The sequence below is a fragment of the Streptococcus sp. 1453 genome (genome assembly GCF_013276955.1).
In the GTDB taxonomy this organism is placed as follows: Bacteria; Bacillota; Bacilli; order Lactobacillales; family Streptococcaceae; genus Streptococcus.
This window is the reverse complement of record NZ_VMLZ01000013.1, coordinates 1-14,442: the sequence shown is the minus strand read 5'-3', so window position 1 is coordinate 14,442 and position 14,442 is coordinate 1. Positions and strand designations below refer to the sequence as shown.

General features: G+C 42.9%; 7 protein-coding genes and 1 pseudogene. 2 read left to right on the top strand and 6 right to left on the bottom strand.

Annotation, left to right across the window (positions count from 1 at the left end; genetic code table 11):
• Window positions 1-15: 15 nt before the first annotated feature.
• The 6 genes from queE to HW098_RS08340 all read right to left on the bottom strand — a co-directional run bounded on the left by queE (window position 16) and on the right by HW098_RS08340 (window position 3,056).
• On the bottom strand, window positions 16-732 hold the full coding sequence (queE, locus tag HW098_RS08365) for a 7-carboxy-7-deazaguanine synthase QueE (RefSeq protein WP_176139815.1): 717 nt from the start codon (window positions 730-732) through the stop codon (window positions 16-18).
• A complete protein-coding gene (queD, locus tag HW098_RS08360) occupies window positions 725-1,168 on the bottom strand; it encodes a 6-carboxytetrahydropterin synthase QueD (protein ID WP_000464568.1) in 444 nt (147 codons plus the stop codon). The genes queE and queD overlap by 8 nt, the downstream gene beginning before the upstream one ends.
• Window positions 1,168-1,821, bottom strand: coding sequence for a 7-cyano-7-deazaguanine synthase QueC (queC, locus tag HW098_RS08355; RefSeq protein WP_176139814.1), 654 nt, complete (start codon window positions 1,819-1,821; stop codon window positions 1,168-1,170). Before queC ends, queD begins: the two co-directional genes overlap by 1 nt.
• 201 nt (window positions 1,822-2,022) lie before the next feature.
• Window positions 2,023-2,337: a thioredoxin gene (trxA, locus tag HW098_RS08350; protein WP_001029579.1), complete on the bottom strand. Its 315-nt coding sequence runs from the start codon at window positions 2,335-2,337 to the stop codon at window positions 2,023-2,025.
• Between the two features lie 16 nt (window positions 2,338-2,353).
• Window positions 2,354-2,575: a DUF4649 family protein gene (locus HW098_RS08345; RefSeq protein ID WP_138702992.1), complete on the bottom strand. Its 222-nt coding sequence runs from the start codon at window positions 2,573-2,575 to the stop codon at window positions 2,354-2,356.
• Between the two features lie 100 nt (window positions 2,576-2,675).
• Window positions 2,676-3,056, bottom strand: a complete 381-nt coding sequence (locus tag HW098_RS08340; protein WP_050241901.1) for a MarR family transcriptional regulator — start codon at window positions 3,054-3,056, stop codon at window positions 2,676-2,678.
• Window positions 3,057-3,323: 267 nt separating this feature from the next.
• Between HW098_RS08340 and HW098_RS10610 the strand changes: the two are divergent.
• A pseudogene (locus HW098_RS10610) lies at window positions 3,324-3,823 on the top strand (IS630 transposase-related protein); the annotation flags it as partial.
• Window positions 3,824-4,324: 501 nt separating this feature from the next.
• A partial coding sequence (locus HW098_RS08325; protein WP_176139812.1) for an accessory Sec-dependent serine-rich glycoprotein adhesin occupies window positions 4,325-14,442 on the top strand: 10,118 nt, incomplete at its 3' end.

Below are 14,442 nucleotides of genomic sequence, written 5' to 3'. Positions count from 1 at the left end.
TTTTTCTTTCTAATCTTAAACACCACGTTGGTTGTCGTAGAGAAGGGTATGGAGTTGAGGAAGGACGCGGACATTGCCCCAGCTATCGTCGGCAGCGATGCGTTCCCAAAGTTCTTTGAGTCGGTCTAGTTGGTCTTGGACGATATTGCCTGTAGCCTTGGGCTCAGGGTTTCCAGCCGATAAGAAAAGGACATCTGGTTGGTAGCGCTCTTGAATCCCTTTGGCAAAGGCCAAATCTGCATCGTCAAAGACAGGGATTTTAAAGGTGACCCTGTCTGGATCCAGTTGGGAAACGATAAAGTCCAAGGTCTCAAAGTTGACTTCCATCTTGGATGAAGGAGGTTTTGGACTGAGAGTAACCTGGTCGATATCTTTTAACCAGTTTTGCCAGCGAGAACCTTGGGTCTCAACAGCTAGAGTGACACCACGTTCCTTGAGTTTGGTGACCAATTCGGCCATGTTGGCTGCTAGGATAGCAGGATTTCCCCCAGATAGGGTTACATAGTCGTAGCTCCCCAATTTATCCAAGGCAGCAATGACCTCGTCAGCTGTCATACGAGTCGGTTTTTCAGAGCCATCCCATGTAAAGGCAGAATCGCACCAGTCGCAGTGGTAGTCGCAACCTGCAGTGCGGACAAACATGGTTTTCTGTCCAATAGCACGGCCTTCGCCTTGAAAGGTTGGCCCAAAAATTTCCAGAACTGGTAGTTTGAGGACACGTTCCCTAGTCATCTAACCACTCCCGTCTAAACTCCGCAAAGGCAGTCGGAGTCTCATAGAGGCGAACGTATTCCAAACGGAGACCGCGTTCATCTGGCAACTCTTGACTCATGGTTTGGAAAATCCAGTAAACCATATTTTCAGCAGTCGTGTTCATATAGGGAAGAGTTTCATTGAGATAACGATGATCCAAGTGGGGTTCTAAGTAGTTCTTGTAGATGGCTTTGATATCTCCAAAATCGTAGGCCATGCCACGTTCATCTAAAAATCCACTGACAGCAATCTGCAGATGATAAGTGTGGCCGTGTAGGGATTTGCATTTTCCCTCATAGTGAAAGAGGTGGTGGGCAGCATCAAAGGTAAATTCTTTTGATACCAAGGTTCTGTGAGGATTGTAGACAAGAGACTCCCCGGTTTCCTGTTTGATTTCTTTGGGTGCAAAAAACATTAGGCTTCTCCTTTCTGTGAGAGATAAACATCTAAACCATGTTGACGTAGGTGGCAGGCTGGGCAATTTCCGCAGCCACTTCCGATAATCCCGTTGTAGCAGGTCAAGGTCTTTTCACGAACATAGTCAAAGGCACCGAGTTGGTCAGCTAACTCCCAAGTTTCAGCCTTGTCTAGCCACATGAGAGGTGTTTGGATAACGAAGTCGTAATCCATGGCAAGGTTGAGGGTGACATTAAGGGATTTGACAAAGACATCTCGACAATCGGGGTAGCCTGAAAAATCTGTCTCGCAGACACCTGTCACGATGTCTTTAATGCCCCGTTGCTTAGCAAGAACAGCCGCAAAGGATAGAAAGAGGTGGTTGCGACCATCAACGAAGGTATTGGGAACCTCTCCCTCTTTTTGCTCAATTTCCAGATCAGAGGTCAGGGCATTTTCAGTGATTTGTCCCAGCAGAGACATATCTAAGATGTGATGACGAATGCCCTGTTCCTTAGCGATTTCTTGGGCAACTTGAATTTCAAGATGATGGCGTTGGCCGTAGGCAAAGGTGACGGCTTCAACAGTTTCATAGTGTTCTTTAGCCCAAAAGAGGCAGGTTGTAGAATCTTGACCGCCACTAAAGACGACCAAGGCTGATTGACATTTCATAGTACTCCTTCCAAAATGGTAAATGTTCAGAGCACGCAAAAAGCTCCCATGAGGGAGCTAAAAAATACCAAGTAGAGGTTTTTTTTAGCGATGGCGTGTCCCAAACATCGTAATATTCTATCTACAGTCTAGCATATTTTTTGAAAAATGGCAAAGGGCAAGAAAAAAGAGACCAAAGAAAGTACTTGGTCTCTAATGTGATTAGCTCAATTCAGCCACGATGGCCTTGATTTGGTCTGCTGTGTGAACACCAGCAACTTGTTTCACCACTTGGCCATCTTTTTTGAAGAGAAGAGTTGGGATAGACATGATTCCAAAAGCACGAGCTGTGTTTGGATTTTCATCAACGTCCATTTTAACGATTTTCAAAACATCTTCTGAAAGTTCTTCAGACAATTTATCCAAGATTGGACCTTGCATACGACATGGACCACACCAAGTTGCCCAGAAGTCTACCAAGACCAAACCGTCTTTTGTTTCTTGTTCGAATGTTGCATCTGTAATTGCTTTTGCCATTGTATTTCTCCTTTTTTTAGTTATATTGGCTTAAATCTTGTTTCTTGAGATAGAAGAAGACATCTCCATAAGTTCCATGGTAGTCCAAATCATGACCGTTATAGGTTAATTTTTGGACAGGGTAGTAGTCTGCGACGCCGATAAGGCAAGCTTGTTGTGAACGATCAAAGTCTTCATAAGACTCGAAAGTCACAGTTCTTTCGTTCTTGCTGGCATCTAAATAGGTAATTTCAATCATGTTTAAAACTCCTTTGTTTAATGATGACTTTATTTTACTCCTTGTAAAATAGAATGTCAAGAAAAATGATTGCGCACGCAACTTTTTTTCTAAAATCATCTTAAATCAAGAAATCCAAACCAGTTTCCAAGCTTTCTTCGACAGCTTTCTGTAAAGAGGTCAGTGTCTTTTGCCCATCACTTGTCAGGCAGATAAAACTAGAGCGTCTATCTTGATGGCAACACATGCGACTGAGCAGACCGCAATTTTTAGCTTCCAAGCGAGCCACCATCCGAGAAACAGCACTCGGACTCAGATGAAGCTTATCTGGCAGGTCAATCTGGCGTAGAGATTTTTCTTGGGCCAAGTCCAGATAGTAGAGCAGGTAGAACTCTTTCAAGGTCAGACTTTGCTCGCTCTTCTGGGCAATAGTCTCTTCCAAGAGACTTTCAATTTCTTTCTGACGCCGATTGAAGTCAAACCATTTTTCCAAATAGGTCATAGTATCTCCTTTCTTTTTAGAGTTATAACATAGAAGAATGTCCATTCACGGACAGTCTCTGCGTCATAAGATGATTGCGCATGCAATAATTATACTACTTTTCAAGAATGCTGGCAAGCTCTGTTTTTTAGTGGTTTTATTTTGTGTGAATAATGGGGGAATCCTATTGTTTCAATTTCTAACTCCTTATCACATTCGAATTCAGATTTTATTTCATTTCTCTATTTATAGTTGCTTAGTTTAAAATAAGCTTGGTCTAATAAAGCTATGGCATATAGTACTGATTTTAAAGAAGGAGCCTTAGATTACATCAAAGGAGGGCACAGACATGTCGAGGCGACCAAAGTTTTTGATGTTGGCGTCAGAACTCTCTTCACGTGGGAAAAGAAAGACGTGAACAAGGACACTTAGAGCGAAAAAAGCGAGTCGTCAAAAAGTGTAAGATTCCTTTAGAGGAATTGAAAGCCTTTGTAGAGGCTCATCCAGACGCTTTTTTACGGGAAATTGCGGTCTGTTTTGATTGTACTGTTCCTTCAGTATGGGTGGCTTTAAAGCAGATGAAGGTCACTTTAAAAAAGACGACCAGTTTTAAGGAACAAAATCCTGAGAAAGTCTCTGAGTTTCTTAATATTTTGGATAACCTAAAAGATTTACCAGTCCTATCTATTGACGAAACGGGAATCGACCGCTACCTCTATCGTCCTTATGCAGGGGCTCCTAGAGGGGAGAAAGTCTATGACAAGATTAGCGGACGGCGTTTTGAGCGGCCTAATGAGGTGGAGCAAACACTCAATGTTAGCTTTCGAATCATACATATGAATGCACAAATTGGATTTTGCTTACTCCATTCTAGTTGTATTAAGTGTGATGAGCTTACTGATACGCTTTCATAGTATCGTGAAAAGAGTCAATATAGAAACTATATTTATAAACTAAAAAGGATAATCTGACAAGAAAAATGCCTTTGTATAAGGGTTTTGTTTTTTCGAATTCAAGCACTTGAAAAATTTTTGGTTTGTCTTGAGAAAAACCATAGAATAATCATGCATAAAAACAGGAAAATAAACCAAGAATGAGCTGATTTACACTCATTTACGTGTCTTTATAAAAAACTTATCTTATACTATATATAAAATAGCAAAATGCTTTTTTTTTTAGGTAAAAATACTTTCAAACCTCTTGCTATTTAGCGATTATTTTTCTATAATATAGAAAGGTATTTTGTATATATCTATAAATGAAAATAATGTTTGAAAGGGAATTTCAAAATGTTTTTTAGACGACAAGAAGGTGAATATAGAGAGACGGATCGTGTGACCCGTTTCAAGCTGATTAAGTCGGGTAAGCATTGGTTGCGAGCTTCGACTTCTCAGTTTGGTCTCTTTAAAGTCTTGCGAGGTGGTGTAGACACTGCCCAGGTAACAACTGAAGTGATTGAAGAGCAATCGTCAAATACACTGACTGGACTGGATATCCTGAAAGGGATAGCTGCGGCTGGGACGGTACTCGGGGGGGGGCTTGCGACTACTACGCATGTCTATGCGGAGGAGACTACACAAGCTCTTGAAAAGGAGGTAAATACCGCTGATGCCTTGGCGACCGTAGGGTCTGCAGTTTTAGGAAATAAGAGTGAGTTAGGGAGTGAATCTGTTATTACAAATTCACAATCAGATTCGCAAGAAGTCAGTCTATCTGCATCTGTTAGCGAGAGTATCCACGTTTCGGAAACAGCTAGTAAAAGTCTTAAAGAATCGGAGTCGGCTAAAACTAGTTTGGAGACAAGTCTATCTGCAAGTAAGGCTATCAGCGAATCTGGACTAGGTTCTGGCAATGTGATTGCTTCTATCTTGGGGAATGGTCTAGCCTCACAAGCTCCAGTTAATGGAAGTGTGGCTAGTAAAACGAGTTTGTCAAATGCAAATGTAGCAGAAGAGTCGGCTAATGGTTTAAAAGAAGTTGATGAAACTGCGCAAACGAGTCAAGCTAGTCAAGCAAGCCGAGTAAGTACATCTGCTACTGAAAATGCGTCCGAATTATCACTTGTCATTGAGAATAGTCTGAACTCTTTAGCAACTATTGATGCGAAATTAAGTAGTTTGACAGTTGGTTCTACAGCTCTTATAGATACAACTATAACAGCTGCTGTGGCGACTACGGTAACTGCCGAGAATGACAAGAAAGCCCAAGAAGACCGCAAACGTCTGTCTAAAATCTCAGCTGAGATGGGTGAGTACCTAGCTAAGTCCGTTGGCTTGCCAAATACAAACGAAGCCGTTGCTAAGGTTAACGCCGCTGTAACAGCTATCGAGGAAGCACTAAAAACTCCAAATGCTGACTTGACAGATGTTATCAAGCAAGCAACGTCTGCAAAAAACTCAATCATCAATGCAGTGCTTCGTGCCAACAATGGGCAACGTAGTAGCTTAAACGGTAAAGCAATGGAGAGAGGGGCTAATTTTAGGGTTGCACCAGGTGGGGCAGCTGAAAATGACCCTGATAAGGCGACCTATGGTTTCAGAACAGCGACAGTTGGTTATGTTGTAACAAGCGCTGATGCAAAAGGTTCTACTAGTCTAGCAGGACCAAATGCAAAATATAGCTATAAAGAAGGTACCTATCTCTATGCGACCCAGGGACGTCAAGCAAACGACCGTGCTCCAGGTAGCTTAGCAAATGTTGCTACACGTGTTGAAGTTAAAGATATTGCCTCACAAGTCTATATGAAGGCAGTGCGAAATGGAACAACGACTCATTGGGAGGTTCTCTTTAATGATGGTGGGGAACCGCATGACAACCCTTATTTCTACTTTACGGTTCCAAAGGGACATCGCATCACCCATATGAAAGTGGAACAAAAAGATGGTGGGAATAGACCATGGAACACTTTGGGAGAAACAAATAGCGATGAAGCTTTCCGTAACAATTCCAAAAGTGGGGATTTGTTAGCTGCAATTGGTAATGCTAATAATAACCAAGGTGGAGCTTACTATGAAAACGTTGCTGGTGTCGGCCCAAGTGGGGTTGGTAGAGGAACGCTAACGAGCTTGCGGGACTTTGCCTTTAATAACCCAGATGCTTATTATCAAACTGATAAAATCACTGACAAAGTGAAAAAAGAAGGGGACTTTGCTTTCAATAGTATTGAAGGAGCCACTGCCAATGTCTATGCCCTCCACCCTAAAGGAAGTGCCCGTTACGAAGGGTATAGAATCACCTATACAACTGAAAGTGCAGCAGACACCAACGATTATTATATGGCTGGATTCCGTTCTTTGGAAAATTCACGTCATGGAAACTACCTCCAAATGGTCGGCTCTCAAGATCGTTATAGGGCTGAATTTAAAGGAGGGAAACAATCAGCTTTCCTTAAGTTTAGTGGTGTAGAAGACCTATCTGAAGTTAACAAACTCATCGATCTGTATGATGTCGTTACAGGACAAAAATTAGACGAATTTCCTCCTGATTTTGCTAGTAAAGTTAAATATAAGATTGATGGTGCTGAGACGAATGCTACCTACCTTGGTATCACCAATCTTCGAAGTTCATTTCGTTCTCAAGATAAATTAGCCAAAGGAACTCATAAGCTTACTATTACCTTCCCTAACAAAGGTGGGAAAACCCAAACCTATGATATTCCCTTCCGTGTTGTCAGTCAGTCGGAAGTTTATCAACCAACAATCAATACCAATGCGCTAAATAGACCCATTACAAAAGGTCAGCCTGTTCCTAGTGCAGCGTCCATGATAGCAGGATTTACAAATTCTTCTAGCACAATTCCTAATTTTAAAATGCCTAGTGCAATGAATGACTATAAAGAACAAGTAAATGGACGTACTTATAGTGGAGAGGTCATCCCGCCAACGACGGTTCAAGGAACAGCGACTAGTGCCTCCAACCTCAACGTTGCCAATGTTCAATGGCTTGGTGGTGGAGATACCTTTGGTTCAGGTGTAGGGGAAAATATGGCTATTAAAGCAACAGTTAATGGTAAGACCGTTTACCTCCCTCTACCAAGTGATATGCCTGCAAGCAAGCTGGGTCAAGACTTGACTCCTGCTGAACTAACTAAAGTTTTGGAGCACAATGGACTCACTACCAGCACAGCCACTATTGCGTCAAGAAAAGTTGGTTTGAGTAAAACACTCGTAGTCACTTACAAGGACAACGAAAATGGAGATTCACAGGATACTTCCGAAGTTTTCTTTGAAAATATCGCAAAAGCTACCACTCCAACAGCTCCTGCTATTCAAGCACCTACTGATGGTAGTGTGACGGTTACTCCTCAGGGAGAAAGCGATAGCGTGACCATCACCTATACTCCTACAACTGGCAATACCAATACAACCATCAGTGTCAAGAAGAGTGGAACCAAATGGGATAACCCAGAGCCTCTTCCTTCTGGAGTGACTTTAAATAAGGATACTGGTGCGGTTACTATATCAGAGCCAACAGTCAAAGACGAAAGCCGAGTCACTGCAACTGCCTATAACTTTAACTCAGAGGGAGCGACCTCTACTGAGACGGCAAAAATGCCCTATAAAACGAAATCAGATCGCTTTTATGCTGTTGAAGGGGAAAATGCTAACCAGCTATCTGCAAGTGATTTTATCACCAATAGTAGTGGGGCTGCAGTTCCGTCAACTGTCACTGTCGCGTGGAAAACGAGACCAGATTTCAGCAGTAACGGTGAAAAGACAGCTGTCCTAACGGTCACTAGCTCGGGAATTACTAAGGATTTTAACTATCCTTATACGGTTTATAAGAAAATTGAAACTGTTACCAACAATGGAGTGACAGGGCAGTTTTATGCCTTTAAAGATGACGATGGTCAAGGTCATACTAACGGAGGGGGCTGGGCTAATAATATTGGTGGAAATACTAGTCTGTATACAAATTCCGATGACCTTCCACAAAATACGAAATGGCGTTATGAGTATAAATTAAATAGTACTTTAAATGGTACAGGTACATTACAGAAAACTGCAATCGGCACACCTAATTTTAGTGAAGTTTGGAATAATAATCAAGCCCATCGAACACAATATCGTGTAGTAGCGACTTATCCAACAGGGCGTTTTGGAACTCCAACTACACAAAATCCTGCTTTGACAAGTCAGACAACCTTTACTTATACAGTAGTGGATCCTGTTGCTAAGCAAACTTATGAAACAACAGCTGGCAATATGGCTCCGCTATCGGCAATCAAAACTACTCCAGGTCAAGCAGTTACAAATGCAACAAATACCCCAACAGTACCAACTGGAACAGACTTTGCATGGGAAGCGCCGATAAGTGACTCTGATATTTCTACTCCAGGTTATGTAACTAAAAAAGTTAAAGTAACCTTACCAAAAGGCTCTGCTAATCAAACTGATACAGGACGTAACAGTAAGCTAGTTCCTGTTACGATTAAAGTAAATCCTCAGGCTCCACAAATTGCTGATAATCAGTTGACAAATACTGGTGGACTACCAAATCGTGATATTACAGTCACTAATGTAACACCAGGTGCGACAGTAACCTTGACGCTTGGAAGTGGAAGTAAAACTGTAATGAAGACAGTACCAGCTAATGCGACAAGTCTAACAATTGGAGCGAGTGACTTAGCAGATAGAAATGGTTTACTTCCAGTGGGAGAAGTAACTGTTAAACAAAGTAAGGCATTTACTAATCCGACAACAAACCAACCAGAAACACTTGAATCAGCAACGACGACTAAAACAATTACCAAGGAAAACGTTAAACCGGTAGCGACTACAGTTGTAGAAGTTTATAATAAAGCGACTAAGACGTGGGAAGCTGCTCCTAAGACGACTTCAGGTGACACATCAGTCTATACGTTTTATGCTGGTGACCATATGAGGTTTACAACCTCGATCACTGACAATAGTAACTATATAAAGCAAACAGATATAAAAATAGGTGGCTCTGACGGAAGGAGTGTTCCGAATAGAAATGCTTTTGATGATAGTTTTGGAAACGCAATTGTCACCAATATTTCTTCTGTTACACCTGCCTCATCTACGACTCCAGCTAAAGTAGTTGCACAGGGAACAATTAAGGAAGAACTTCAATACAGTACCGGAAATACTTCGACTCGTTCTATTACAGCTACAGATATTTCAGACAATGAGTCTGTGGGAAATACATTTAAGATTGTACAAGGTGATTTGAGCGTTAAAAATGCTAATTTGAATCCAGATAAGAAGATTAAAGTAACAAATCTGACAGCTTTAACAGAGGATGAAAAGACAAGCATAAAAGAGGCTATTAAGAATGCCCATGATACGAATAAAGTCAAAGAAAAAGAACGTATCAAGGATGTTACCTTTGAAGGATCTAATGCCAAGATTACCTATAAGGATGGTCGCTCTCGTACGAAAGCAATCTCAGAATTGGCGAGAGAAGTGAATACGCCGTCTATTGAAAATCTAACTGGACGTGGTGGCTTGCCAAATCAAACGATCACGGTAAATAATGTTCTTCCAGGTGCAACTGTAACCTTAACAGTTGCAGGTCAAACTCTTACGCCGAAAAGAGCAGCAGATAATGCTACCAGCGTAACCTTTACTGCAGCAGATTTGGGAACGGCTTACACCGCAAACAATGGTCTGCTTCCTTCGGGTAATGTGACTGCGACACAAAGTGTGCCTGCAGGGGCAAACACAACTGAAGTTTTAACCTCAGACCAAGGTACTGGGACGATTACTAATGAAACTGAAAGACCAAATGTAGAAGTCGTTCTGCAAGTCAAGGATGGGGATAATTGGGTTGATCAAACTAGGAAAGCTGTTCGTAACAGTGCTGATGACGAAGAAAGACGTTCTGGTTCGGGATATGAACTCTTTGCTGGTGATGAATACCGCTTTGTTATCAAAACGACAGATAACAGTGGCAAGGTTCGCACTGTAGAAGTATGGGACGGTGGTCGCTATAAACAAAGTAATATGACAGGTTCTGATTATAATAGAGGTGGAACGATTAGCCATATTACGACTCCTACGACTGCTACGACTGAGACTCCAGCTACGCTGACAATTCAAGGTACATACAACGAAAATCGACAGTATGAAGCAAGAAATCTTTGGACACGTCAGATTCGTACAGAAGATCTTTCTGGAAATACAAATAATGACACTACATTTCAGATTGTTCAAGGGAAATTAAGTGATAAATTCCAAGGGCGACAACCAGAAGATGCGGTTCCAGTTGCCGATCCAAACTCCTTGACAGGTCCAGATCGTGATAAGATTCTTGAAGCTGTTAAGAGAGCTAATCCTCAAGATACGAATCGTATCAGTAATTATACTATTGATAATAATGGTAGAGTAACCATTACTTATAAAGATGGTACGAGCAATCCTGTAGATCCAAAAGTGAAACCGCAGGCTCCTACAATCAATCCTGCAAATCAAGCAGTTTATGGAGATAGGTTAACTTCGACGGATCGTGTTATCACAGGTACGAATGCACCAGGTGCAACGGTAGAGGTAACGCTTCAAGATGGTACGAAAAAGGCTGCGACTGTAAATGGTACAACATGGACTTTAAATCTTGGACCTAATGAAGTATTGACTCAGTCTGAACATCAAAATCTTCAACGTGGTGACAGTAAAGCCAAAGGGATTGAGGTGACTCAAACTGTTAATGGACTTAAAAGTGATATTGCAAGTAAAGCAGTCACTCTTGGAGATTATACAATCCAGCCATCAAGGGTTGCTAAAACACCAAAAACAGGTGATAAAAGCAATAGTGTTGCTTCGGCAAAAGATGTGGTTGTTCAAATTCCACATGATGCTGGTTTAGCTTATGTTCGCTTAAATGGGAATCAAGATCTTGCTCTGCAAAAACAACCAAATGGAACATGGAATGTAGCAGGAGTTTTCGCAGGGAAGGTTACGGCTGTTGAGACAGCGGTAGCTGGAGACCCAACTAAGAAAGAATTGACTATTAGCGTCAATGACCCAACTAATCCACCGTATCGTATTCAGAAAGGTACGGATAAGGTTCAGTTGTTGGTTAAATATGCAGATGGAGGACAAGAGCCACCAGCAGCTAAGAATTGGGTGAAAGCAGATGCTATCAATGAAAAACCTGCTATTACTGCAAATACAGGTTCAGAAAACAAGGTGTATGTTGCAGGTACGCCTGTAACTCAGGACGATTTAAAGAATCTTGTTACGGTTAGTGACCAAGAAGACTTGAATACAACAGTTCCAGGTGCGACGGTTGGTAAAAAAGCAAATGAAAACCTTACGGTAGAAGTTGTCAAAAAAGGAACCACTGCTAAAATTACAGGCAACTTAACCGATCCTGGTGTTTATACTGTTACTTATAAGACCAGTGATGCCGCAGGGGATGTAGCTGAAGATAAGACTTTTGATATTGTCATTAAACCGCAGGCGCCACAAATCGCAGATGATCAATTGACTGAAAAAGGTGGTTTGCCAAATCGTAGTATTGAGGTAACTAATGTTACACCAGGTGCGACAGTTACCTTGACAATCGGCACTCAGACCTTTACTAAGACAGCTGGTCCTAACGATACAAGGTTGACCTTCGAGCCAAGAGACCTTGCGGCAGGTTACAATGCTAATAACGGCTTGCTTCCAACGGGTAGAGTAACGATTAAACAAGCTCTTCCAAATCCAACGTCGAGCCAAACTAACCCGTTAGAATCAGAAACAACGATTAAATCAGAAGGAATTACGAAAGAACGTCAAGACCCAAATGTTACTGTTAAGGTAGAAGTTTATAATCCTAAGACTAATACATGGGTAGAAGCACCTAAGTATTCAGACGGCAAGAGCAAAATCTATGCTGGTGATAAATTCCGTGTGATGGTAGTAACTACTGACAATAGCGGTAAGGTTAGAAATATTGAGGCTTGGAATGATAACAATGGTAATGGAAATCCAACAACGACTTCCCTTATAGGGACAGATGTTCATAGTGGTGGTAGTGCCGTACCAGGTGGTACTGGTGGAAATTTCCCTGCAAGTGATGCTCATCCTCAAAATAGACAAGTCATTACGGATGCTGTTTATAATTCAAATAAACAATATAGACCGGACGGGGATGGTAGTAAGGCGACTGATAATGAATGGACACGTTATGTTCGTGTGAAAGATTTCTCTGAGAATGAAACACGAGTGCCTTATGGCATCCGTCAAGCTCCATTGAGTGAAAAGTATGATCCAGCCACACCTGATACGATTCAGGTAACAAACAAAACGAATCCTTCTGAAAAGGATCAAGAAAAGATTCGTGAAGCAGTGAGAACCAAGAATGCAGGTCTGCCAATTGATAGAATTGACGTTGCAGCGGATGGTTCAGTGACTGTTGTGTATACGGATGGTACGAAAGAGTCTCTAAAAGTTGCGTTATCGAATGAGGAGTATAGTACATCTCTATCGACAAGTATTGTAACATCAACATCAATTTCAACAAGTGTTATAACGTCCAGATCAACATCTGAAAGTGTGGTAACATCACGATCCACCTCTGAGAGTGTTGTAGCATCCAGATCAACATCTGAAAGTGCTAGCACATCGTTCTCGGCTTCGGCAAGTTCATCCCAATCATTGTCAGAATCCCAATCAGCGTCTGAGTCGATGTCGGCTTCAGAATCAGCAAGTCAATCAGCTTCTGAGTCAACTAGCTCGAGCCAATCAGCCTCTGAATCTGCCTCAACAAGTGCAAGTCAATCTGCATCAGAGTCAGCATCGACAAGTGCCTCAACGAGCGCAAGTCAATCAGCATCTGAGTCTGCCTCAACAAGTGCCTCAACAAGTGCCTCAACGAGCGCAAGTCAATCAGCGTCAGAGTCCGCATCGACAAGTGCCTCAACAAGTGCAAGTCAATCAGCGTCTGAATCAGCATCGACAAGTGCTTCAACAAGCGCGAGCCAGTCAGCTTCTGAATCAGCGTCAACGAGCGCAAGTCAATCGGCATCAGAATCAGCTTCAACGAGTGCGAGCCAGTCAGCGTCTGAATCGGCATCGACAAGTGCTTCAACAAGCGCAAGTCAATCAGCTTCTGAGTCAGCCTCAACAAGTGCAAGTCAGTCAGCTTCTGAGTCTGCCTCAACAAGTGCCTCAACAAGTGCAAGTCAATCGGCATCAGAGTCAGCATCGACAAGTGCCTCAACAAGTGCAAGTCAATCTGCATCAGAGTCAGCATCGACAAGTGCCTCAACGAGCGCAAGTCAATCAGCGTCTGAATCAGCTTCAACAAGTACTTCAACGAGCGCGAGCCAGTCAGCTTCTGAATCAGCATCAACAAGTGCTTCAACAAGTGCAAGTCAATCGGCATCAGAATCGGCATCGACAAGTGCCTCAACGAGCGCAAGTCAATCAGCTTCTGAATCGGCATCGACAAGTGCCTCAACGAGCGCAAGTCAATCGGCGTCAGAGTCCGCATCGACAAGTGCCTCAACGAGCGCAAGTCAATCTGCATCAGAGTCAGCTTCAACAAGTGCCTCAACGAGCGCGAGCCAGTCAGCGTCTGAATCGGCATCAACAAGTGCTTCAACGAGCGCAAGTCAATCAGCGTCAGAGTCAGCATCGACAAGTGCCTCAACAAGTGCAAGTCAATCTGCATCAGAGTCAGCATCGACAAGTGCCTCAACGAGCACAAGTCAATCAGCATCTGAGTCTGCCTCAACAAGTGCCTCAACGAGCGCGAGCCAGTCAGCTTCTGAGTCTGCCTCAACAAGTGCAAGTCAATCAGCTTCTGAGTCAGCTTCGACAAGTGCCTCAACGAGCGCGAGCCAGTCAGCGTCTGAATCAGCATCAACAAGTGCAAGTCAATCAGCTTCTGAATCAGCATCGACAAGTGCCTCAACAAGTGCAAGCCAGTCAGCGTCTGAATCAGCATCGACAAGTGCTTCAACGAGCGCAAGTCAATCTGCATCAGAGTCAGCATCGACAAGTGCCTCAACAAGTGCGAGCCAGTCAGCGTCAGAGTCAGCATCGACAAGTGCCTCAACGAGCGCAAGTCAATCAGCTTCAGAATCAGCATCAACAAGTGCCTCAACAAGTGCAAGTCAATCAGCGTCTGAGTCAGCATCAACAAGTGCGAGCCAGTCAGCTTCTGAGTCAGCATCAACAAGTGCCTCAACGAGCGCAAGTCAATCGGCATCAGAGTCAGCTTCAACAAGTGCTTCAACAAGCGCAAGTCAGTCAGCGTCTGAATCAGCATCGACAAGTGCTTCAACAAGCGCAAGTCAATCAGCTTCTGAATCAGCATCGACAAGTGCTTCAACGAGCGCAAGTCAGTCAGCGTCTGAATCGGCATCAACAAGTGCATCAACAAGTGCGAGCCAGTCAGCTTCAGAATCAGCATCGACAAGTGCCTCAACGAGCGCGAGCCAATCAGCTTCTGA